The sequence below is a fragment of the Photobacterium sp. SP02 genome (genome assembly GCF_038519165.1).
GTDB lineage: Bacteria > Pseudomonadota > Gammaproteobacteria > Enterobacterales > Vibrionaceae > Photobacterium > Photobacterium halotolerans.
The window spans coordinates 43284-67598 of record NZ_JASJOJ010000005.1 but is presented as its reverse complement, the minus strand read 5'-3'; the positions used below and the strand labels follow the sequence as shown (position 1 = coordinate 67598).

Annotated in this window: 21 protein-coding genes; 2 read left to right on the top strand and 19 right to left on the bottom strand. The window is 52.6% G+C overall.

What is annotated here, in order from left to right:
• Nucleotides 1-44 precede the first annotated feature (44 nt).
• A complete protein-coding gene (tadA, locus tag P0Y67_RS03700) occupies nt 45-581 on the bottom strand; it encodes a tRNA adenosine(34) deaminase TadA (protein WP_342390853.1) in 537 nt (178 codons plus the stop codon).
• A gap of 168 nt (nt 582-749) precedes the next feature.
• Here tadA and P0Y67_RS03695 point away from each other — a divergent pair, with 168 nt between their 5' ends.
• Entirely contained in the window at nt 750-1868 is a 1119-nt protein-coding gene (locus P0Y67_RS03695) for an S-(hydroxymethyl)glutathione dehydrogenase/class III alcohol dehydrogenase (RefSeq protein ID WP_342390785.1), read from the top strand.
• A gap of 106 nt (nt 1869-1974) precedes the next feature.
• On the opposite strand, the gene P0Y67_RS03690 is transcribed toward P0Y67_RS03695, so the two are convergent.
• The 3 genes from P0Y67_RS03690 to guaB form a co-directional block, all read right to left on the bottom strand.
• Entirely contained in the window at nt 1975-3531 is a 1557-nt protein-coding gene (locus P0Y67_RS03690; RefSeq protein WP_342390784.1) for an AbgT family transporter, read from the bottom strand.
• A gap of 268 nt (nt 3532-3799) precedes the next feature.
• Nucleotides 3800-5377, bottom strand: coding sequence for a glutamine-hydrolyzing GMP synthase (gene guaA / locus P0Y67_RS03685; protein ID WP_342390783.1), 1578 nt, complete (start codon nt 5375-5377; stop codon nt 3800-3802).
• A gap of 110 nt (nt 5378-5487) precedes the next feature.
• Nucleotides 5488-6954: an IMP dehydrogenase gene (guaB, locus tag P0Y67_RS03680; RefSeq protein WP_192016999.1), complete on the bottom strand. Its 1467-nt coding sequence runs from the start codon at nt 6952-6954 to the stop codon at nt 5488-5490.
• Between the two features lie 293 nt (nt 6955-7247).
• Between guaB and xseA the strand changes: the two genes are divergently transcribed.
• On the top strand, nt 7248-8597 hold the full coding sequence (gene xseA / locus P0Y67_RS03675) for an exodeoxyribonuclease VII large subunit (protein ID WP_342390782.1): 1350 nt from the start codon (nt 7248-7250) through the stop codon (nt 8595-8597).
• A 17-nt stretch (nt 8598-8614) separates the two neighbouring features.
• Here xseA and P0Y67_RS03670 read toward each other — a convergent pair whose 3' ends face one another.
• The 15 genes from P0Y67_RS03670 to fdx form a co-directional block, all read right to left on the bottom strand.
• On the bottom strand, nt 8615-10228 hold the full coding sequence (locus P0Y67_RS03670; protein WP_342390781.1) for an ABC transporter ATP-binding protein: 1614 nt from the start codon (nt 10226-10228) through the stop codon (nt 8615-8617).
• Between the two features lie 151 nt (nt 10229-10379).
• Nucleotides 10380-10619, bottom strand: a complete 240-nt coding sequence (locus P0Y67_RS03665) for a zinc ribbon domain-containing protein (protein WP_342390780.1) — start codon at nt 10617-10619, stop codon at nt 10380-10382.
• Between the two features lie 428 nt (nt 10620-11047).
• Nucleotides 11048-12556 (bottom strand): ribosome biogenesis GTPase Der, encoded by a 1509-nt coding sequence (gene der, locus P0Y67_RS03660; RefSeq protein ID WP_337114136.1) that lies wholly within the window; start codon nt 12554-12556, stop codon nt 11048-11050.
• A gap of 152 nt (nt 12557-12708) precedes the next feature.
• Entirely contained in the window at nt 12709-13866 is a 1158-nt protein-coding gene (bamB, locus tag P0Y67_RS03655) for an outer membrane protein assembly factor BamB (protein ID WP_342390779.1), read from the bottom strand.
• A 12-nt stretch (nt 13867-13878) separates the two neighbouring features.
• Nucleotides 13879-14490 (bottom strand): YfgM family protein, encoded by a 612-nt coding sequence (locus P0Y67_RS03650; RefSeq protein WP_342390778.1) that lies wholly within the window; start codon nt 14488-14490, stop codon nt 13879-13881.
• Nucleotides 14491-14503: 13 nt separating this feature from the next.
• Complete coding sequence (gene hisS, locus P0Y67_RS03645) at nt 14504-15772, bottom strand: histidine--tRNA ligase (RefSeq protein ID WP_342390777.1); 1269 nt, start codon at nt 15770-15772, stop codon at nt 14504-14506.
• 120 nt (nt 15773-15892) lie between these two features.
• Nucleotides 15893-17008 carry a flavodoxin-dependent (E)-4-hydroxy-3-methylbut-2-enyl-diphosphate synthase gene (gene ispG, locus P0Y67_RS03640; protein WP_337114140.1) on the bottom strand — a complete coding sequence of 372 codons (1116 nt, stop codon included), beginning with the start codon at nt 17006-17008 and terminating at the stop codon, nt 15893-15895.
• 14 nt (nt 17009-17022) lie between these two features.
• Entirely contained in the window at nt 17023-18015 is a 993-nt protein-coding gene (gene rodZ / locus P0Y67_RS03635; RefSeq protein WP_342390776.1) for a cytoskeleton protein RodZ, read from the bottom strand.
• On the bottom strand, nt 18005-18775 hold the full coding sequence (gene pilW, locus P0Y67_RS03630) for a type IV pilus biogenesis/stability protein PilW (RefSeq protein WP_218382772.1): 771 nt from the start codon (nt 18773-18775) through the stop codon (nt 18005-18007). Before pilW ends, rodZ begins: the two co-directional genes overlap by 11 nt.
• A 45-nt stretch (nt 18776-18820) precedes the next feature.
• The gene (locus tag P0Y67_RS03625; RefSeq protein ID WP_342390775.1) at nt 18821-19942 is read right to left on the bottom strand and encodes a bifunctional tRNA (adenosine(37)-C2)-methyltransferase TrmG/ribosomal RNA large subunit methyltransferase RlmN; all 1122 of its coding nucleotides are present in this window, start codon (nt 19940-19942) and stop codon (nt 18821-18823) included.
• A 269-nt stretch (nt 19943-20211) separates the two neighbouring features.
• Nucleotides 20212-20640, bottom strand: a complete 429-nt coding sequence (ndk, locus tag P0Y67_RS03620; RefSeq protein WP_027252954.1) for a nucleoside-diphosphate kinase — start codon at nt 20638-20640, stop codon at nt 20212-20214.
• 59 nt (nt 20641-20699) lie between these two features.
• Complete coding sequence (gene pepB, locus P0Y67_RS03615; RefSeq protein WP_342390774.1) at nt 20700-21977, bottom strand: aminopeptidase PepB; 1278 nt, start codon at nt 21975-21977, stop codon at nt 20700-20702.
• A gap of 72 nt (nt 21978-22049) precedes the next feature.
• The gene (pepB, locus tag P0Y67_RS03610; RefSeq protein WP_120511496.1) at nt 22050-23336 is read right to left on the bottom strand and encodes an aminopeptidase PepB; all 1287 of its coding nucleotides are present in this window, start codon (nt 23334-23336) and stop codon (nt 22050-22052) included.
• 360 nt (nt 23337-23696) lie between these two features.
• Entirely contained in the window at nt 23697-23897 is a 201-nt protein-coding gene (gene iscX, locus P0Y67_RS03605; protein WP_342390773.1) for a Fe-S cluster assembly protein IscX, read from the bottom strand.
• A 78-nt stretch (nt 23898-23975) separates the two neighbouring features.
• On the bottom strand, nt 23976-24314 hold the full coding sequence (gene fdx, locus P0Y67_RS03600) for an ISC system 2Fe-2S type ferredoxin (RefSeq protein ID WP_027252958.1): 339 nt from the start codon (nt 24312-24314) through the stop codon (nt 23976-23978).
• Nucleotide 24315: the final 1 nt, after the last annotated feature.

Here is a 24315-nt window from a genome sequence, read left to right as displayed (position 1 = left end):
TGACAGAACGAACGAAACGGGTGGCAGGCATTGCCACCCGTTTTTTATGGGTCTTTTTTGTGGCTGTCCTGAGTTGTGGCGGGTGCCTGAGCGGCCTGCTGCCTCAGGGCTTTTTTCTCGGCACGGCGGCGTTTAAAAAAGGCCTGCAGCTGCTGGCGGCATTCGGCATCGAGCACCCCGCCCTGAAACGCCACATGGTGATTCACCCCTGAATAACTGAGCAGGTTCATCACACTGCCCGCGGCCCCGGTTTTCGGATCCGGCGCGCCGAAAACGACCCGGCCGATGCGGCTGTGCACCATGGCCGCGGCGCACATAGGGCAAGGTTCCAGGGTGACATACAGCACCACATCCAGCAGGCGGTAATTGCTGCATACTTTTCCGGCCTGACGCAGCGCCATGATTTCTGCGTGTGCCGTGGCATCATGTTGGCCGATAGAACGGTTCCAGCCTTCGCCGATCACCCGGCCATTGAGTACAGCAACGGCGCCGACAGGAACTTCACCTTCGGCTTCAGCCAGACTTGCCAGTTCAATGGCACGCCGCATAAAAAATTCATCCTGACTGTTGATGTCACTCACCACGGGGTCTCTGATCTCACAAGGTTTGGGCGGAGGATTATAAGCCAAGCGCCGCCTCCTCTCCAGTGCCTCGGCGTCATGATGACAGCGACCCGCCCCGCAGTGGGCACAATGGCTAAATCTCTCCTACTTTATATGAATAGTTACCGCTGCTGAGAGACCACCATCATGGACACTATTAAATCCCGGGCCGCCATCGCCTGGGGACCGAATCAGCCCCTGACGATAGAAGAAGTCGATGTCCAGCTCCCCAAAGCCGGTGAGGTACTGGTGCGTATCGTCGCCTCAGGCGTCTGCCATACCGATGCGTTTACCCTGTCGGGAGAGGATCCGGAAGGGATTTTCCCCGCCATTCTCGGCCACGAAGGGGGCGGCATTGTTGAGAAAATCGGGGCCGGGGTCACCACAGTGCAAGTGGGCGACCATGTTATCCCTCTCTACACCCCGGAATGCGGGGAGTGTAAATTCTGTCTGTCGGGCAAAACCAATCTGTGCCAGAAAATTCGCGACACTCAGGGCAGAGGGCTGATGCCGGACGGCACCACACGTTTCTCCCTCAATGGCGAGCCGATTTATCACTACATGGGCTGCTCAACCTTCTCTGAATACACTGTGCTGCCTGAAATTTCAGTGGCGAAAGTGAATCCGGCCGCCCCGCTGGAAGAAATCTGCCTGCTCGGCTGCGGGGTCACAACCGGGATGGGGGCCGTGCTCAATACAGCGAAAGTGCACAAAGGCAATACAGTCGCCATTTTCGGCTTAGGCGGTATTGGCCTGTCCGCCATCATAGGCGCCACCATGGCCGGGGCATCCCGCATTATTGGTATTGATATCAATGAGCATAAGTTTGCTCTGGCTAAAAAACTGGGCGCCACCGACTGTGTGAATCCCAAAGATCACGACAAGCCGATCCAGGAGGTCATCATTGAGATGACAGATGGCGGCGTCGATTTTTCTTTTGAGTGTATCGGCAATGTCAACGTCATGCGCTCAGCACTGGAGTGCTGCCACAAAGGCTGGGGTGAGTCGGTTATCATCGGGGTTGCCGGTGCAGGCCAGGAAATCTCCACCCGGCCTTTTCAGCTGGTCACAGGACGGGTCTGGCGCGGCACCGCCTTTGGCGGCGTCAAAGGCCGTACCCAGCTGCCCGATATCGTAGAGCGTTACCTTCAGGGTGAATTTCAGCTGCACGATTTCATCACACATACCATGCCGCTGGATGATATCAACCAGGCCTTTGAGCTGATGCATCAGGGTAAGAGCATACGTTCTGTGATTCACTACTGAACCGGGACCATGGCATGAAGCCGGACAATGTCAGCAACAAACGTTATATCGCACAACGCCCGGCAGGTACCGGGCGCTGTAGTATCTGACAAGCACTTGTATCTGATCAGAAGCCCAGGGGCAGACCAAAGGCAAAGAAAATCACCAGCACAACTGTCCACATCAGCAGGAAAGCCGCCGAGTAAGGCACCATCATGCTAATCACATCCCCGAATTTCAGTTCAGGTTTATATTTGCGCATAAAGGCCAGCACAACACCGGCATAGGTCATCATAGGGGTAATAATATTGGTTGAAGAATCGGCAACACGGTAAGCGGCGGTCACCAAATCAGGGGTCATATCCGGGTTCACCTGATACAGCATGGGCACAAAGATCGGCCCCAACAGCATCCATTTCGACGTCATGCCGCCCACGAACAGGTTGATGAAAGCCGTGGTCAGGATAAAACCGATAATCAGCGCAACCGGGAATGACTGCAGCCCCAGTGCGCCTAAGAAAGTCGCGCCCAGATACGTCACATAAGTGCCAAGGCCGGAGTAACTGAGCATAGCCAAAAAGTTATAGCAGAAGAAAGTCAGCACCAGAATATAGCCCATGGTATTCATCTGCTTGACCATGGCTTTGACGACATCTTGCATCGACCTGAACTTGCGGGTAGTCACCCCATAACAAAGGCCCACCACAACAAACACAAACGAAATCAGCAGAATGACATTGTCCAGGTATGGCGTAATTTCCCGGCCAGCAGCATTGGTATAGGGAGCCAGCGGGCCTGTCGCCAGCAGATAAATACCCAGCAGAGCCGCAAGCAGCCCCAATCCCGCCATCCGCAACCCTTTTTGTTCTTGCGCCGTCAGCTTGAAATCATCCAGTTTGAGATCATCCGGCAGCTCATAGCTCATGGCAGACAAGCGCGGGGCCACAAAACGTTTGGTCACCCAGGCGCCAACCAGGGTCAGCATAATCGTCGAGACAACGATAAAGTAATAATGCATGGTGGCAGGGTTAAGTGGCTCACCGCTGGCCGTGGTAAATGGCACACCCTGCGATTCGGCAAAAATACGGGCATTGACACCCAGGATGACATCAGAAGGCGTCGCAGGGATCAGGTTCGCACTAAAACCCGCCGACACACCGGCAAATGCCGCGGCCATACCAATCAAAGGGTTCTTGCCCAACCCGGCATACAAAAGGCCAGCCAGCGGGATCAGCACCAGATAACCGGCATCGCTGGCAACGGATGACATGATGCCCAGGAACACGACCATATAAGGCAGCCAGCGATCACTGATGTGCAGGCCGACTTTCTTGATCAACGCGGCCAGTAATCCGGAATGTTCTGCAATGCCCACCGCCAGCATCACAATCAGAATGACGCCCAGCACACCGCGCCCAAACGCCAGCCAGTTCTGCAGCAATGCATTATCGAACAGCCAACGGACATGCTCAGTATCCAGCATATTCTTAATACTGTGTGTGACTGCACCACCGTCAGCCCCCATCACGTCAAACTGCATACCGCCAATCAGACTGGTCAGCACCAGCACAACGGCGAACAAGAACATGAAAATCACCACAGGATCGGGGATTTTCTGCCCGGCGCGTTCAATGAACGCGATAATGCCCCGCGATTTTTGGCCAGGACTCAAGGCTTCACTCATAGTCGTACTTCCTTATTAAATCGAATGAGTATAAAAATCGCTAAAGACTACCCCATCGATACAAGTCAGTAAAACCATTAATGATTCATAGTGAAGCACAAAAAGAAACCAAAAAATCAAACAATCAGAATAAATAACCAAACGGTGATTTATTTAAAGTTTGTTAAACCGCGATAAATATGAAGGTATTCCTGATGACATGAAAAAGAAAAAGGCGCCTTGCAGGCGCCTTTCTTCAATAATTATGACTGTATTTGAATAAGGAAAATTATTCCCACTCAATCGTCGCTGGTGGTTTACCTGAAATGTCGTAAACCACGCGGGAGATACCGTCCACTTCGTTGATGATGCGGTTGGATACCTTACCCAGGAAATCGTATGGCAGGTGTGCCCAGTGTGCGGTCATGAAGTCGATGGTTTCAACTGCGCGCAGCGATACCACCCAGTCGTACTTACGGCCATCGCCCATTACACCGACAGAACGTACTGGCAGGAAGACAGTAAAGGCCTGAGAGACTTTGTTGTACAGATCCGCTTTGTGCAGCTCTTCAATGAAGATAGCATCCGCACGGCGCAGCAGATCACAATACTCTTTCTTCACTTCGCCCAGCACACGCACACCCAGACCTGGTCCAGGGAACGGGTGGCGATACAGCATGTTGTACGGCAGACCCAGCTCCAGGCCGATTTTACGGACTTCGTCTTTGAACAGCTCTTTGAGCGGCTCAACCAGACCCATAGCCATATCTTCCGGCAGACCACCGACGTTGTGGTGCGACTTGATGACATGTGCTTTGCCGGTTTTCGACGCCGCAGACTCGATCACATCAGGGTAGATAGTGCCCTGTGCCAGCCACTTAGCGTTCTGCAGTTTTTTCGATTCTTCATCGAACACGTCAACGAACACGTGACCGATGATCTTACGCTTGGCTTCCGGATCCGCTTCGCCGGCCAGTGCCGACAGGAAACGCTGCTCTGCTTTGACATGCACAATGTTCAGACCAAAGTGATCGCCGAACATTTCCATCACCTGCTCACCTTCGTTCAGACGCAGCAGACCGTTATCAACAAACACACAGGTCAGCTTGTCACCGATGGCACGGTGGATCAACATAGCCACAACCGATGAATCAACACCGCCGGACAGGCCCAGGATCACTTCATCGTCACCCACCTGCTCCTTGATGCGGGCAATAGCGTCATCAATGATGGTAGATGGCGTCCATAGTTTCTCACAGCCACAGATGTTGAGAACAAAGTTTTCCAGCAGACGCAGCCCCTGACGGGTATGCGTCACTTCCGGGTGGAACTGCACGCCGTAGAAGTGTTTCTCTTCGTTCGCCATCGCAGCGTACGGGCAGGTCTCAGTGGCGGCAACTTTCACGAAATCAGCAGGGATTTCGACTACTTTGTCACCGTGGCTCATCCAGACGTCCAGCAGGGCGTTACCGTCTTCTGCCACAGCGTCTTCAATATTTTTCAGCAGCGCCGTTGGCTCAATCACTTCAACCTGCGCATAACCAAACTCACGCACGTGAGAACCGGCCACTTTTCCGCCCAGTTGCTCAGCCATGGTCTGCATGCCGTAACACACACCCAGAACAGGCACACCAGCTTCAAACACATACTGAGGGGCGCGAGGTGAATTCTCTGCCGCAACACTCTCCGGACCACCAGACAGGATAATACCGTTAGGATTGAAATCGCGGATATCCGCCTCTTCCACATCCCAGCTCCACAGTTCGCAGTACACACCGATTTCACGGATACGACGCGCGATCAGCTGTGTGTATTGGGAACCGAAGTCCAGGATAAGAATACGTTGATCATGAATATTTGTGGTCATTCGGGCAGTCTCAAATATCAATTGCAATCAAAAGGGGCGGCTCACCACCCCAGGAAAAATCGTCGGATTAACGCAGACCGGCTGCCTCAGCAACCGGTCCAGTCCGTGTGTTATGAGCCCATACGGTAGTTAGGCGCTTCTTTGGTGATAGTCACATCGTGAACGTGCGACTCTTGCATACCCGCACCTGAGATGCGGACAAATTCCGCTTTGGTGCGCAGGTCTTCAATCGTTGGCGAGCCGGTCAGCCCCATGCTTGAGCGCAGGCCGCCCATTTGCTGGTGTACGATTTCTTTCAGGTGACCTTTATAAGCGACACGCCCTTCAATACCTTCAGGTACCAGTTTGTCAGCCGCATTGTCCGTCTGGAAGTAACGGTCAGAAGACCCTTTAGACATCGCACCCAGAGAGCCCATACCACGGTATGATTTGTAGGCACGGCCCTGGTACAACTCCACTTCACCCGGCGCTTCATCAGTACCGGCAAACATAGAGCCGACCATAACGCAGGATGCGCCCGCTGCAATGGCTTTACACATGTCACCGGAGAAACGGATACCGCCGTCGGCAATCACAGGAATATCATATTCATTAGCGACAGCCGCTGCATCAGCAATCGCCGTAATTTGAGGTACACCCACGCCGGTTACGATACGGGTTGTACAGATGGAGCCCGGGCCAATACCCACTTTCACTGCACTGACACCGGCTTCGATCAGGGCACGCGCACCTTCTGCCGTCGCCACGTTACCGCCGACAATCGGCAGCTCAGGGAATGCCGCACGGGTTTCTCGGATACGCTGCAGTACACCTTCAGAGTGACCGTGAGACGAGTCAATCAGCAGCACATCGACACCGGCTTCTACCAGCGCTTTCACGCGCTCTTCGTTACCGGCACCTGCGCCAACTGCAGCGCCCACGCGCAGACGGCCCTGCTCATCTTTACAGGCATTCGGCTTACGTTCGGCTTTCTGGAAGTCTTTGGCAGTGATCATGCCTTTAAGCTGGAACTGGTCATTGACGACCAGCACTTTCTCGACGCGATGCGCTTGCATTACGGCTTCGACTTCTTCACGGGAAGCACCTTCCGTCACAGAGGCGAGACGCTCTTTCGAGGTCATCACGCTTTCTACTTTCTGTGTCAGATCGGTCACGAAACGGATATCCCGGCCGGTAATGATACCCACCAGCGCGTGGTTGTCATCTACAACAGGGAAACCGGCAAAGCCGTTTTCTTCCGTCAGACGTTTCACATCAGAAATGGTTTGGTAAGGCTTCACCGTCACCGGCTCCTGCACGACACCGGCTTCAAATTTCTTCACCATGCGCACTTCACGTGCCTGTTGCTCAATTGACATATTCTTGTGAATAAAGCCAATTCCCCCTTCCTGGGCCAACGCAATTGCCAGTCGGCCTTCCGTTACTGTATCCATGGAGGCAGATACCATAGGGATATTCAGAGTAATGGTCTTGGTCAGACGGGTGCGCAGATCGGCAGTGTTAGGAAGAACAGTCGAATGTGCCGGAACTAGCAGGACATCGTCAAAGGTCAAAGCTTCTTGTTTGATACGTAACATCGCAATATCTCACACCATGTAAGGTTTTAAAGAAGGGATAAAATATTGCGAACAAATTATACGTACGAAGCAAACGTTTGGCTAGAAAAAATTAAATCTTTTTTATTGACACTTTTCCGTTGATACGTAATATATTCCGGTTTAAGTGACCAAGCTGCGGGCCGTAGTTCAGGGCCTTTCTGCGCCTGTACACTTTTCAGCCTTCCTTGCGGCTACATTCATTTGATACTGCTATCAAAATCGTGCACCATCCTCTTCTGAATTAATGTCCTGCAACCACAGGTTTCCTTGTCGTGAGTCTTTACAGTACTGCCTCATCCCAGAATTCGCGTATCTATACAGTGTCCAGTCTGAATGCTCAGGTTCGCCTTTTGCTTGAGAATGAAATGGGGGTTGTCTGGCTGGTCGGGGAATTGTCTAACTTTTCAGCGCCGGTGTCCGGTCACTGGTATTTCACCCTGAAAGACGCGCGGGCACAGGTTAAATGCGCCATGTTCCGGGGCAACAACCAGCGTGTCACCTTTCGCCCGGCGAACGGCAACCAGGTGTTAGTGAAAGCGCGGCTGTCGCTCTACGAGCCACGGGGCGATTATCAGCTGATTATCGACAGCATGCAGCCCGAAGGGGATGGCCGTCTGCAGCAGCAGTTCGAAAAACTGAAAATGCAGCTGGCAGCAGAAGGATTGTTTGCCCAGACGCTGAAAAAAACGCTGCCGGAACAACCTAAACGGGTGGGCATTATCACCTCAAAAACCGGGGCTGCGCTGCACGATATTCTCCAGGTGCTCAAGCGCCGGGATCCCAGTTTGCCCGTCGTTATCTACCCCACTATGGTGCAGGGCGAAGGCGCCGCTATCTCGATTGCGCAGGCCATAGGCCGCGCCAACACACGTCAGGAATGTGATGTGCTGATTGTGGGACGTGGCGGCGGCTCACTGGAAGATTTATGGGCCTTTAACGAGGAAATTGTGGCCCGCACTATAGCTGCCAGCCAGATCCCCATTATCAGTGCAGTCGGTCATGAAGTGGATGTGACGATCGCAGATTTTGTCGCCGACATGCGGGCGCCCACACCTTCCGCCGCCGCCGAACTGGTCAGCCGCGATCTCAGCGCACAGATGCAGAAAATCCATCAGCACCAGCAACAACTGCGGCATGCGATGCGGCACTATCTGTCCGTCAGGCAAAGCCAGCTCGTTCGCTGGCAGCACAGGCTGGATCGCCAGCATCCGCAAGTACAACTTAACCAGCAAAGCCAACGCCTGGATGAGCTGCGCAGCCGTCTGGAGCGGGCGATGCGCAAGCAGATATCTGAGCGTCAGCAGCACCTGCACCGCAGTGATTATAAACTGGCACTGCATTCACCGGCCCATCAGCTGGAACGGTTAAGTACTCAGCTTGCCACCAACCAGCGTCGTTTACTCAATGCCATGGACCGCCGGCTTGTTAAAGCCAGTCACCAGCTTGCTCTGGCGACTGAAAAACTCGATGCCGTCAGCCCGCTGGCGACACTGGCCCGGGGCTATTCCATTACCCGTGACGAGAACGGCCAGGTGATCCGCAGTACCCGCCAGGTTAACACCGGTGATACACTGCAAACCACGCTGGCCGATGGCAATATACGCTCCATCGTCAGCGACTAGCGTCGCCGCTCATCCTGTCAGGCAGCGTCTTCCACCAACATGCAGGCGCTGATCAGACGTTGGGTATACGCCTGCTGCGGGTGGTCAAAAATCTGCTCAGGCGTGCCCTGCTCGACCACCTCACCACGCTGCATTACCATCACATGGTCTGAAATGGCACGCACAACGGCCAGATCATGGCTGATAAACACATAACCAATGTTATGGCGACGCTGAATGTCTTTGAGCAACTCCAGCACGGTAAGCTGTACCGAGCGGTCTAACGCCGATGTCGGTTCATCCAGCAGAATAAACTTAGGCTCAGAAACCAAGGCGCGGGCAATCGCAATCCGCTGTCGCTGACCGCCGGAAAACTCATGCGGATAGCGATTGATGCTGGCGGGATCCATGCGTACCTCATCCAGCGCTTTTCGCGCTTTCTGGATGCGCTCACTTTTTGTCATTTGAGTAAAAACAGTCAGAGGCTCAGTGATGATCTCACCAATGGTCATCCGGGGTGACAGTGATCCATAGGGGTCCTGAAAGACCATCTGCATGTGACGCTTGAGTTCAAAACGCTCTCTGGCACTCATGTCGCCCAGTTTCCTGCCATCAAAGCTGACAGTGCCGCTAAACGGCAGCAACTGCATCAGAGCGCGGCCGAGCGTGGATTTCCCCGAACCGGATTCACCAACGATTCCCAGCGTTTCTCCCTGCCGCAATGTCAGACTGATGCCCTTCACCGCATCCAGATGTTCGATCGGCTGGCCCAGCCAGTTCGACTTCAGCACATAGCTGACTTTGATATCCTGGGCGTCTAAGATAACGGGGGCGTGATGCTTATCGCTCAGCTCGCCCGGCTTAGGCTCAGCGTCGAGCAGCATTTTGGTGTACGGATGCTCTGGTGCATGAAAGACCTTGTCAACATGACCGGCCTCAACCACTTCCCCTTTACACATCACCACCACATCATCAGCAAAATGGCGCACCACACCAAGGTCATGGGTGATGAACAGAATAGCCATTCCCATCTCAGCCTGGATTTCTTTAAGTAACGACAGCACCTCCGCCTGTACTGTGACATCCAGTGCTGTGGTCGGCTCATCCGCAATCAGCAGGTCGGGCTTATTCGCCAGCGCCATCGCAATCATGATCCGCTGCAGCTGCCCGCCGGAGAATTCATGAGGATAGTGACGAAGCCGCTTGCGCGGCTCAGGAAGCTGTACCCGCTCAAAGAGCGCCAGCGTTTCTTCCATCGCTTCTTTTCGCGTGACATCGCGGTGACAGCGGATCGCTTCAGCCACTTGCTCCCCAATCGGCATATAGGGATTGAGTGAAGTCATAGGCTCCTGAAAGATCATGGCTATCTTGCCACCTCGGTAGCCCCGCAACACGTTTTCCGGCAGCGATAATAAATCGGTTCCCTGAAAATGAATCTGGCTGTCGGGATCGACCCAGGCATTTTTAGGCAGCAGCCCCATAACAGCGCCAGAAGTGACGGATTTACCTGAACCCGACTCCCCTACCAGTGCCAGAGTCTGGCCTGTATCCACACTAAAGCTGATTTGCTTTACCGCATCAACAATGCCTGTCTCCATGGTGAATGATACTGACAGCTTGTCTACCGTCAGCAGCGGACGCTGCTTATCCATACCGGAATCCTTTTCCTGATCTTAATAAATGATAATTATTAGCAAATGAGAATAAATCAAAGAAGTGGAATTGGCTATAGATGAGTATGGTTCATACCGTAAAAAGTGAGAAAACCCGTCACAGATCGGCTTTCGCACTGCTAGTAACAGCTCACTCCGTGGTTTTATCTGCCAGAGTATAAGTGATCAAGGCTTGGGACTTTGACTTGAGTTCATTGCAGTGCGCACAGAAATAGCTGGTGGCGCCACACGCATTGAGGCTTTCTAACGGGTGTCCGCAATCGTGACAAGTGGCATGTTTTATCGCCCGACGTTCGCAGTGAGGACAAAAATAGCCTTGATACTGCCAGACAAGATTGAGCCGGCATTGCGGACAAAGTGGTTGAGACATATCGCACGCTCCTGGGTATGCAGAACAGTGTAATCGGCTTAAGTGTATCAATAGCAGAGATCGGCAACAGTGGCTTGATCAACGACAAAGTCCCGGCTGATCAGCGATCACCTCCAAAAAGAACATTTATCAATACAGTTCCCGAAAGCATAAGTTACATGTTCTGTATATGAATTTTAAACAGCATAAAAATCTAAATCGCCATTCGATTTTGATAAGATCCAGCATATATGGAAATTCGAAATCAGATCGCTTACTCGGCTGTCAGTGCTGTATTTACAGGGGATTAGCGTCATAGTGATACGATCAAAAACAAGTCTGCCAACAGGATAATCTTCGCTCATCGATCCCTTCCCCCCGACAACATGATCCTCAGCCGGTTTTCTATGATCAAAAAAAACCCGGCTTAATCAGCCGGGTCTGGGGGTTTACTGGTTGCGGTCCCTGTTCTTCAGGGCATTAGTCAGACGTTTACGCTGCCGCTCCTGAGAGACAGTCAGCTTCTGACGTTTCTCATTACCAAATGGGTTATCACTGTTATGGAAGTGAATCCGGATCGGTGTCCCCATCATGTCCAGTGTCTTACGGAAGTAGTTCATCAGATAACGTTTATAGGAACCCGGCAGGTCGTTGACCTGATTACCATGCACCACAACGATGGGCGGATTATAACCCCCTGCGTGGGCATATTTCAGTTTCACCCGGCGGCCGCGGATCATAGGCGGCTGGTGGTCATCCTGTGCCATTTGCATAATACGGGTCAGCAGGGAGGTACTGATACGCTTAGTCGCCGACTGGTACGCTTCCTTCACAGATTCGTACAAATGGCCCACACCCGTGCCGTGCAAGGCAGAGATAAAGTGGATGCGAGCAAAATCGACAAAGCCAAGCCGGCGATCAAGCTCTGATTTCACCCGCTCTTTGACTTCGTTATCCAATCCATCCCACTTGTTCACTGCGATAACCAGCGAACGACCGGAATTGAGCGCAAAGCCAAGCAGGCTCAAATCCTGATCCGAAATATTTTCACGGGCATCGATGATCAGCAGCACTACGTTGGCATCTTCAACCGCTTTCAGTGTCTGGATAACCGAGAATTTCTCTACCGCTTCATTCATGTTCTTGCGGCGACGCACACCTGCGGTATCAATCAGCACGTACTCCTGACCGTCCCGCTCCATCGGAATGTAAATGGAGTCACGCGTGGTGCCGGGCATGTCGTAAACAACAACACGCTCTTCACCGAGAATCCGGTTAGTCAGAGTCGATTTACCCACATTCGGGCGACCGATAATCGCCAGTTTGATAGGTTGTTCCTGCAGTCGCTTATAGGCGGCTTCTGCATCTTCTTCTGTCAGGTTTGCCTTTTCGATGGCATCGGCGGAATCCAGGCTTTCGATATCGACAAAGCCGTCATCTTCCTCGGCCTGGCGTGCTTTCCATTCTTCAACGAAAGGCGCCAGTGCACGCTCCATCAGTGCCGTTACACCACGGTTCTGCGCGGCAGCGATCTGATACATATCATCCACGCCCAGCTGCCAGAAATCCGCACAGGCGCTGTCGGCATCGATACCGTCAATTTTGTTCACAACTAAAAATGTCGGTTTCTGACGGCTGCGAAGGTGCTTGGCAATAGCTTCATCCGAAGCGGTAAGGCCAGCACGGCCATCAACCAAAAACAGCACAACGTCTGCTTCTTCGATGGCGGTCAGCGATTGCTCCGCCATTTTTGTCTCGACACCTTCCTCGGAACCATCAATACCGCCGGTGTCGATGACAATGAATTCGTTCTCTTCGAGCTCTGCTCGACCGTACTTACGATCCCTGGTTAGGCCAGGAAAGTCAGCGACCAGCGCATCCCGGGTGCGGGTAAGACGGTTAAACAACGTCGATTTACCCACATTCGGGCGCCCGACAAGGGCAACTACAGGAATCATAATGAGTTTACCTCTATCTTTTTCATCATCTTAATGACAGTAATGTCTGTCTCAAACGACAATCACTACGTCAAGGGTAGAATAACAACGGCCCCTGATGTGAATACAAACAGGAGCCGAAGCGTTAATCTTATCACAGAATATGCCTGTGACTAAGGCAAATGCATTTTGCTCAATTTGCCTTCTCGGGTCACCACCAGGTAGCCATCTGACAGCGCTAACGGCGGGATAGCAATACCGCTGCCATCCGTTTGCTGCTGGGCAAGAAACTCACCCGTGCGGGTATCCAGCCAGTGCAGATAGCCCAGGCTGTCGCCCAGCACTAACTTCCCATTGATCACAGAAGGTGCACTGAGGATGCGGTGAGCCAGCTCAGTATTTTGCCACAGCTCTGTGCCACTGCGAATATCCACGGCGACCAGGTGATCCTCTGCCGTTACCAGAAACAGCAAGCCGCTGTCGATCACAAAGTCAGTGGCTGAAGAGTAGTTGCGTTTCCACACTTGCTGGCCGCTACGCAGATCGATGGATACCAGATTACCGTTGTAGCCGGCAGCATACAGGCGGTCACCGTCAATCACAGGTGCAGCATCGACATCGACCAGACGATCAATTTCCGTCGCTCCCTGCGGCTGGCCGATAGGCTGTTGCCACAAAAGCTGGCCGTTACGAATGAAAGCACCCGCCAGCCGGCCGTTGGCCTGCCCCCAGAATACCCCGCCGGAGATAGACACAGGAGAGCTGTCGCCCCGCAGCGTCAACGATGGCACTTCACTGCTGATTTGCCATTTAGACGCCCCGCTTTCTGCATCTAAAGCCTGAAGAATGCCGCGGCTGGTATTCACCAACAGCAGGCCTTCATCCGCCAGTGGTTTAGCCAGCACTTCGCCATCAATACCGACACGCCAGGCTTGCTCACCGGTTTCTGCATCCAGCGCAATGACTTCAGCATTTTCACTGCCGATAAAGACTTTGTTGTAAGCCACCGTCAGGCCACCAGACAACTTAGCATTGCCGCCGCCGGCAATCTCGTGCTCCCACACGCTCTTACCCGTTGCCGGATCTAAGGCTTCCACCTTGCCTTCACGGCTGGCTACAAACAACTTCCCGTATCCCGTCACCGGAGACAGACGCGAGTAATAATGCTGTACGCCTTCATCAATATTGCGTGTCCAGTCCTGAACAGGCGTGAACTGGTTTTCAACCGCAGGAAGAGGCGCCATTTGCACCGCTTCTTCTTCACTGGCACAGCCGCTCAATACACCAATAGCGACAGCGAGCGCTACAGCTTGCTTCAATAGCTTTCGCATACTCTGTCGCCTTTACTGGGCCAGGTCGTCAAGTTTAATTTGCAGTGCCGGAGATGCACCCAGTTGCTGCGCGCTGATATAAGCATCTCGAGCTCCTGATTTATCCCCTTTCTGCAGCAAAATATCACCGCGCAGTTCAGCCACTTTACCCTGCCAGCTTTCCGCTTTCACTTTATCCAGTTCCGCCAGTGCATTGTCGTAAGACTGCTGGGCCGCCAGAATACGCGCCAGTCGGGTATGAGCCACAGGCAACAGAGCAACATCCTCTGTGTGACTGATAGCCCAGTTTAACTGCTCTGCAGCAGCGTCCAGTTCACCTTTATCCACCTGCACTTTGGCCAGTTGCAATGCAGCCAGCACCGCATACTGACTGCTTGGGTTATCATTGATAAACGTCTGGGCCTGACTGATAGCCTCGTCGCTGCCACTGTCCAGAGCCTGTACAGTCTGAGTATAAGCTTCAGAAGCCTGTTCCTTAGCAGCCTGCACCTCTCCCTGATAATAACGCCAGCCATACAGGCCGCCCAGGCCAAGTACGGCACCAAGCACAACGGCTTTACCGTTCTCTTTCATCCATGCCTTGATGGATTCAATCTGTTGCTCTTCTGTGGTATTGACGTCCACGTCCTGTCCTCTCTTAAATCAATTCTGCCAGCTTAGCGGCAACCTCTGCCTGAGCCAATGTTTGCTGCTCACCGCCACGGAGATCCTTAACAACTACAGTACCTTCTGCAATTTCGTTCTCCCCCAGAACCAGAGCAACAATCGCACCCACATTATCTGCGCGTTTAAACTGTTTCTTGAAGTTACCGCCACCAAAGTGACTCATCACTCTCAGTCCCGGTACGGCTTCGCGCAGGGTTTCCGCCAGCTTCATGCCTGCCATCAGTGTACCTTCACCGGCAGTCACGACGTAGACATCCACACTGCGGCGAACGTCGGTCAGCTCCAGGGTTTCCAGCATCAGTACCAGACGCTCCAGGCCCATAGCAAAGCCCACGCCTTGGGTCGCTTTGCCACCCAGCTGTTCAACCATACCGTCATAGCGGCCACCACCACATACAGTGCCCTGGGCACCCAGGCTGTCGGTGATCCACTCAAAAACAGTGCGGTTATAATAATCTAAACCACGCACAAGGCGTTCATTTACCTGGTATTCGATACCCGCAGCGTCTAATAGTTCACACAAACCTGAAAAATGCGCCTTGGAATCCTCATCCAGATAGTCAGACAGCTTCGGGGCATCAGTCAGAATCGCTTGTATGTCCTGATTTTTGGTATCCAGTACACGCAGAGGATTGGTGTACATACGGCGCTTGCTGTCTTCATCGAGCACATTAAGATGCTGCTCAAGGAAAGCTATCAAGGCGTCGCGGTACGCAGCACGGGCTTCAGAAGAACCGATAGAGTTCAGCTCCAGGCGTACATGCTGATCAATGCCCAGTTCACGCCACAAACGTGCCGTCATCATGATCAGCTCGGCATCAACATCCGGCCCTTCAATGCCAAACACTTCCACGCCAAACTGATGGAACTGGCGGTAGCGGCCTTTCTGCGGACGCTCATGGCGAAACATGGGGCCCATATACCACAAGCGCTGTTCCTGGTTGTACAGCAGGCCGTTTTCGATACCGGCACGCACACAACCTGCCGTCCCTTCAGGACGCAGTGTCAGGCTGTCACCGTTGCGGTCTTCAAAGGTATACATTTCCTTTTCGACCACATCGGTCACTTCACCGATGGCACGCTTAAACAAATGCGTCATCTCGACAATCGGCATACGGACTTCACTGTAACCGTAAGCGCTGACGACTTGTTTCGCGGTATTTTCCACTTTCTGCCAAAGCGGAGACTGAGTTGGGAGGCAATCGTTCATGCCTCGAATTGCTTGAATTTGTTTCGCCACGTTGATTCTCAATTAACCGATGGGGATTAAGTTCGAATGAATAGAACTGAATATATAAGTTATGCAGGACGTTGTGAACCTTACCCCGAAGGATTCCGGGGTAAGTCAGACAGAAAAGGCTTACTTTTCGATGACGTCAATCCGGTTCCGCTGATCCATCATGGCCGCTTTGGCCCGGATCTTGGTTTCCAGCTGATCGATCACATTGTCATTATCAAAACGCTCTTTCTGGCGCACACCGTCTTCATAGAAAGCACTCTTGCGGTTACCGCCGGCAATGCCCATATGGGACACTTCTGCTTCGCCCGGCCCGTTCACCACACAGCCAATGACAGAGACGTCCATCGGGATAGTGATATCTTCCAGGCGCTGTTCCAGCTCGTTGACTGTGCCAATCACATCAAATTCCTGACGTGAACAGGTTGGGCAGGCAATAAAATTAATGCCTCGGGAACGAATACGCAGAGATTTCAGGATATCAAAACCGACTTTAATTTCTTCGATGGGGTCGGCGGCCAAAGAGATGCGCAGCGTATCGCCAATCCCCTCAGCCAGCAGCATGCCCAGACCAACGGCAGATTTGACCGCGCCGGCACGCGCCCCCCCAGCTTCAGTGATACCCAAATGCAAAGGTTGCTTGATTTGCTTTGCCAGCCTGCGGTACGACTCCACAGCCAGAAATACGTCGGAGGCTTTGACACTGACTTTGAATTGATCAAAGTTCAGCCGATCCAGGATCTCAACATGACGCATCGCCGATTCCACCAGCGCATCAGGTGTTGGTTCACCGTATTTCTGCTGAATATCTTTTTCCAGCGAGCCGCCGTTTACCCCGATTCGGATCGGGATATTGTTGTCGCGAGCACAGTCCACCACAGCACGGATACGATCTTCACGACCGATATTACCCGGGTTGATGCGCAGACAGTCCACGCCATACTCCGCCACTTTCAACGCAATTCGGTAATCAAAATGAATATCGGCCACCAAAGGCAGATTCACCTGTTGCTTGATCGCTTTAAAAGCTTCAGCCGCATCCATGGTAGGCACGGAAACGCGGACAATATCGGCACCGACTTTTTCCAGTGCGCGGATTTGTGCCACTGTCGCTGCCACATCTGTGGTACGGGTGTTGGTCATTGACTGCACCGCAATCGGTGCACCATCACCAATTGGCACCTTACCCACATAAATTCGGGTGGAAGGACGACGTTTAATCGGAGACTCGTTATGCATCTTTCATTCTCTGTTTACAACGGCAACTTCAACCTGGCGACTCTGCCAGCCGGGTAGCCGCTCAGATCAACTGGTTCACCTTTGAAGCTCATTGTAACAACACTCGGCGCACCGAGCACTATCTTAAACGGAGCCTGTCCTTCAATAGAGACAACATCGCCGCTGGATTTGATACCTGTATCAAGTTGTTTGCCATTGGCATCACGAATATCAATCCAGCAGTCACCGTTAAAAGTCAGTTGCAGATCAGGTGCCGGCGCTTCTTCCGCAACCGGGGCTGCATCGGCAATCAGTGAGTCATTGGCTTCATCAAACAGCACATTGCCGTCATCATCAATCACACTGCCCGCAGGCATCTCGCCGGCGCTATTGCTGGCGGCTTCATCGAAGGTGTTGAGCGGTAAATCATCACCACCCGCAGTATTGCTGTATGAGTCGTCAGCGGGACTTTCTTGCGTTGCTCCTTCCGCAATCGCGCTCACGTCGTCTGTGTTCAGCGTTCCCGCCATGTCATCGACCGTACCGGCCAGTGATTCATCTAGAGGCGGATTCGCTGGCGATACTTGCTCAGAGATAACCGGGGTTTCCGTTTTTTGCTCTGTCTGCCACCACCAGGCTGCTGTCATACCGACAATCACAGCCCCCAGCAGCCAGGTCAGGCCCATGACACGGTTATCGTGTTTGTCACGCTTGGTTTTACGGGAAAAACTTTGCATGGTCTGGGCTTGCGGCTGCCCCTGACCAATGCTTTCAAGTTTGTTCAGTACTTCGTTAACATCAAGACCGACAAATTTTGCATACGAGCGGACATAACCACGGGTAAAGGTGGCCATCTGAGCTTCATCAAACCGGTTGTTTTCAATGTCATCGATTACAGACATCCGCAAGCGCAGTCGGCTCGCTACATCCTTTTGAGAATAGCCAAGCTGCTCACGCGCCTGGCGTAGCATATCTCCGGGACGAATGACGTCTTCCGTTACTCGTTCTTCGTTCTGTTCAGTATTCATTGGCTAGATAATTCTGATATTGCTGAGAATCAGGAAATTGTTGTCGCAACAATTCGGCATATTTTTCCACCCGATCAAGGCGACCGCTCTGGCGTGACGACTGAATTTTAAGAACAAGACTATCAGCAGTCTCTCCGTATCGCAGACTGAATGCATCCAGTCTGGCATCGGCCTGCTGGTAATCACCACCAGTCAACTCCAGTCTTGCCAGCTGCAACATAGACAGCGGACGGTAAGGCTCATGATCCAATGCTTTTCTGAAATAATCTGCAGCTTGTGTCGCATCACCATGTTTTATGCTGCACAAAGCCGCATTTTCATATGTCGCTGAAGCCTGAAAATAATCCGGCTGTAAAACAGCACGCATAAAGGCGTTATCTGCTTCATCAAACCGTGCTTCATTACACAAGAATACACCATAGTTATTAAGCACATCGCCATTTTTGGGGGAATATTGCAATGCTCGGACATAGAGCGCTTCAGCTGAACGGTTTTCACCCACTTGTTGGTAATAATGTGCCATGGCAAGTTGTGCTCTGGGGTGATCCGGCGCAACGTCTAAGGCTTTCTGTAAATTTTGCTGTGCTCTCTGCCGCTGACCTTGCTCAAGGTAACTGAGTCCGAGTGTCACTCTGGCATCCGCTACCGCAATGGGATCCACACTGCGCTCCTTCGCTGTCGGGTCAACGGTTACACAGCCCACTAGCAAACAAGCGGCAAAAAAGCCGCTTGTGATCGGATACAGGGTCCAGCGTATCATAACAACTCCTTGCTCACATCCATTTCGAGCTTTATGTTATTGTTATCAGACCGCTTTTACTGGGATTGGTTTCCCTTTAGCTTGTTTTGCCATAGTGCGTTTTGTGCGGTCAATCACATCACCAACCAATTGTCCGCAGGCGGCGTCGATATCATCACCACGTGTTTTACGCACAGTCACAGTGAAGTCGTACTCCATCAGTGTTTTCATGAAGCGGTCAATCCGTGAATTGCTTGGCTTACGATAAGGGGAACCCGGATACGGATTGAAAGGGATCAGGTTAATTTTCGCCGGGGTATCTTTCAGCGTGTGTGCCAGTTCCCGCGCGTGTTCCATACCGTCATTGACATGATCCAGCAGTATGTATTCCACTGTGACTTTGCCGCGGTTGGCATTCGAGGAGGCGATATAGCGACGTACCACATCCAGGAAAGTCTCGATATTGTACCTGTCGTTAATCGGCATGATTTCAGAGCGCAACTGGTCATTACCGGCGTGCAGAGAAATCGCCAGTGCCACATCTATCTTACCTATCATCTGCTCAAGACCAGAGACTACGCCTGATGTTGACACAGTGACACGGCGCTTCGACAGACCAAAACCCAGATCATCGAGCATGATTTTCAGTGACGGAATCAGGTTTTTCATGTTCAGCAAGGGCTCACCCATGCCCATCATAACCACGTTAGTGATAGGACGACGGCCCGTTTCTTTCTCAACACCGATTTCTTTGGCCGCGCGCCATACCTGACCGATAATTTCTGACACTTTCAGGTTACGGTTAAACCCTTGCTGTGCAGTAGAGCAGAATTTACAGTCCAGCGCACAGCCTACCTGGGAAGACACGCACAGAGTGGCACGGTCATCATCAGGAATGTACACAGTTTCCACATCCTGATCACCGACACGCATGGCCCACTTGATAGTGCCGTCTGCCGAGTACTGCGCTTCAGATACATAAGGGGCACGAATCTCAGCCACGGCTTTGAGTTTCTCGCGCAGCTTCTTATTGATGTTGGTCATTTGATCAAAGTCATCGCAACCGAAATGATACATCCACTTCATGATCTGATCCGCGCGGAAGGCTTTTTCGCCCAGCTCTTCGGCAAAATACTGCCGCAGTCCTTCGCGATCGAAATCCAGCAGATTGATTTTGGCATTCGTCATCGGTTGTCGCCTCACTAAAAAATGACTGATCCTGCACCCGGCATGTCAGGAAACGCTGACCCAGGGTGGCCCCAAATAGCGGGAAGATTCAAGGCGCGAAATTGTACAGACTTTATCGGCGTGTTTCCACTTTTGCTGCTAATGTCAGCTAAGCAGCTGATTACAGCTTAGCTGACGCCAGCCGGCGCCTCCATCAAACCTGAATAGATAAAAATGATAAAAAAACGGGAAGCCTTGGCTTCCCGTTGTATCCGCTTGCAGATAATGAATCAGTCACGAGGACAAATTTCATCCTCGGAAAAGAAATACGCAATTTCACGGGCGGCAGACTCTGGGCTGTCAGAGCCGTGCACGGCATTCAGGCGCGTACTTTCTGCGTAATCGGCACGCAGTGTCCCGCACGCGGCTTCTTCCGGGTTGGTTTTCCCCATCAGCTCACGGTAGCGCGTAATCGCATTGTCGCCTTCCAGTACCTGTACCATCACAGGGCCCGACGTCATGAATTCAATTAACGGCGCGTAAAACGGCTTGCCTTCGTGCTCAGCGTAAAACCCCTGTGCCTGCTGTTCGGTTAAACGCAGCATTTTCGCCGCCACAATCGTCAGACCGGCGCTTTCCAAACGATGATAAATTGCACCGATCTGATTACGGCCTACTGCATCCGGTTTTACAATTGAGAAGGTACGTTCAATTGTCATTATTATATTCCTTATACTCAGTTCACTTCTGGCAGGCAGGTTTCCCTGTCCCATAGCGCTTACTGTAACAGCAACGCGGCAATATTTGCCACCCCAAGCCCCGTCGCGCCCGCTGCCCAGCGTGCATCAGCACCGTCACGGAAGCAGGAAGCCAGGTCGAAATGAACCCAGCGGCTGTCATCGCTGACAAAACGGGACAAAAAAGCAGCAGCATTCGAAGCACCGCCCATGCCGCCACCTTTCACAGCACGGCTGTTGGCGGTGTCAGCGTAATCAGACGGACAATTATTCTGGTGCCATTTTTGCAGCGGTAACGGCCATGCGGGCTCATTAACCAGCTCAGACAATTGCTGTGCTTTGCGCAGCAGCTCAGGCTGCATGGAGAAAATGGCGTTATAGTCCTGACCCACAGCCATCATGGCTGCACCGGTCAGCGTCGCGGCATCAATGATCAGCGGCGCCTTCATTTCACCGGCTTTGATCAGGCCGTCAGCCAGTACCAGACGCCCTTCCGCATCGGTATTGACCACTTCCACCGTCAGACCATTCTTATAGGTCAGAATATCGCCCAGCTTGTAGGCATTACCGGCGACCATGTTCTCGGCACAGCACAAGATCAGTTTAACGCGCTTTTTCAGGCCTTGTTCAATGGCATAGGCCAGCGCAGCTGTTACTGTTGCCGCCCCGCCCATGTCGCATTTCATCGCCACCATGCCGGCACTGGACTTGATGCTGTAACCGCCGGAGTCGAACGTAATGCCTTTACCGACCAGGCAGGCATGCACAGGCGCATCCGCATCCCCGGTCGGGTTAAAGTCCAGCGTCAGCATCACAGGCGGACGGCTGCTGGCGCGGCCGACACTGTGCGTACCAATCCAGCCTTCGGTCAGCAGTTCGTCGCCAACCAGTACTTCATGGCTGATGTTATCGCCGGCCACGCTTTTCAGGAAGGCTACCGCATCCTGCGCCAGTTTTTCCGGGTACATGTCTTCCGGCGTCGCATTGACAACCTGACGTACCCAGTCTGCACTGCGACGGCGTGCGTTCAGCAATTCCAGCTCGTCTTCATCCTGGGAAGCCCATTGCACGTCCACCGATTTGCGTGTTGCGGCAAAGCCACAATAAAACGCCCACTGGCGCTCGTAGCTCCAACCCTCGCCGCTCAGGCTGGCCTGAGTCGCCCCCTGAGAAGAAAGCTGACGGGCCGCCTGCTGAATGCGGCGCAGCACAAAATCATCCTGATAATGAATGATCACGCTGTCCTGCTGGTAGGAGACCAACGCTTTATCGCCCCAGGCACCCTGACTCGGTTCTGCGCAAAGTAATACGGTAAGCATATCTGTGTTCCCTAAGTTGAAAACGCACAACAGCGTGAACTGTTGTGCGTAAAAATAGACCGGAGAAAGAAATTAATCCTGGGCCAGAATGTTCGCCAGTGTGCGCACACCCATGCCCGTTGCGCCCACGCCCCATTTATCGCTGGCCGATTTACGGTAGGTGCCGCTGCAGTCTAAGTGCAGCCAGCCGTGCTTATAGTCTTCGACAAAGTAAGACAGGAAAGCCGCCGCTGTACTGGCACCCGGCATGAAATCGCCGGTTGAAATGTTGGCCAGATCAGCAAAGCTGGATGGCATCATACGACGGTGATGCTCGCCCAGAGGCAAAGGCCACAAACCTTCGTGCTCTTCACTGGCGGCAATCAGCGCTTTCTGCGCCATGCTGTGGTCAAAACTGAACAAGGCATGGTAGTCATTACCCAGGGCATTCTTCGCCGCGCCGGTCAGGGTCGCACAGTCAATGATCAGGCCCGGTTTTTGCGCGCTGGCATAAATCAGACCATCGGCCAGCACCAGGCGGCCTTCAGCGTCTGTGTTGAGGATTTCAACCGTCTTGCCATTTTTGTACGTAATGATATCGCCCAGTTTAAAGGCACGACCCGATACCATGTTTTCCGCACAGCACAAGATCAGCTTGATGCGCTTTTGTACGCCGCGGGCAATCGCCAGCGCCAGACCGCCGGTGGCCATTGCTGAGCCGCCCATGTCAGCTTTCATCGCCGCCATGCCCTCAGAAGGCTTCATGCTGTAGCCGCCGGAATCGAAGGTAATGCCTTTACCGACCAGACACGCTGCAACAGGTGCTTCAGCGTCACCGCTAGGGTTGTAATCGAGAATGAGCATCGCAGGAGAGCGCTCTGAACCACGGCCAACGGTATGAATGCCGATCCAGCCTTCATCCAGAAGATCGTTGCCTTTAATGACTTTGTAACTGACATGATCAGGGGCCAGAGATTTGATGAACTCACCGGCACGGTTGGCCAGATGCGAAGGGTTCACCACTTCCGCACTCTGGTTGATAATATCGCGAACCCAGTTGGTGGCGGTCAGACGCGCCTGCAGTTCCGCTTCATCTTCATCATCCAGCTCAGGCCAGCTGACACTGTTGCCCGGCTTGGCATTACGGTGTCCCTGAATGAAAGACCAGATGGTTTCCAGATCCCATTCTTCACCGCTCAGAGTAACTTGCTTGATACCCTGACCGTCCAGAGTCCGGCCGGCACGCTGAATCAGATTCAGCACATCGTCGTTAGTCACATGAATCTGAACACCGTTGGCGGTATAAGACACCAGTGCATTCTCACCCCACTGCTCAGCAGCAGCGTCCTGAGTCAGAAATACTGACATAGTAGAAGACATGTAAAACTCCTTGAGTATATGCCCAACGAGCACTCACAGCTCGTACAGGCGGCATGCTTATGACTTCCAGAAAGCCGGATTCTGTCCTTCGGCTGTCTGTGCCTGATAGGCCATAGCTCGCATCCAGTCACACTGAATTCACTGTGTTTATGGTGCATGAATGCGGAATTTCAAGTTAAGCAATGCGAAAATACAACAAAGCGGACCTTTTGGTCCGCCATTTAGTTTTGTCAGTGCAGGCAATTTGCTGGCTGTCACTCACATATTAAAGCGATTGGTTTACCTTGCCGTCAAATAAGCAAATAAACAAGGCATTTGCCGCAAGATTAAGAGAATGATCGACTATTAACGAATATCGACTCAGTCCTTTTCTTCCATCCAGCACAATTGCACCGCTTCCAATACTTTTTCCCCGCAGTGGTTTGGGTCATCATCAAACTCGTCCAGCGCCAGAATCCAGTCCCGTAACTCGACAAAATGAATGCTTTGCGGGTCAATGTCCGGATGCTCTTCCAGCAAGGCAATGGCAATGTCTCTGGAGTCAATCCATTTCAGTCCCATAATTCACCTGCCCCTGTTGCAAACAGAAAGTATTAAGAGTGTAGCAAGCCCGCCACCAAAGGGTAACGGGCTTGCTGATTAATGGTTTTCGCTGGCCAGATTGATGGTGTAACGAGGAATTTCAACCACCAGATCTTCATCTGCCACTCTGGCCTGACAGCCCAGACGAGACTCAGGTTCCAGGCCCCATGCCTTATCCAGCATGTCATCTTCCAGCTCTTCACTTTCGTTCAGCGAATCAAACCCTTCACGGATAATGACGTGACAGGTTGTGCAAGCACAGGACTTTTCGCAGGCATGCTCAATACCAATGCCGTTTCGCAGTGCCACATCCAGCACAGTTTCGCCACTAGATGCATCCAGCACAGCGCCCTCTGGGCAAAGTTCTTCGTGGGGTAATACAACAATTTTAGGCATG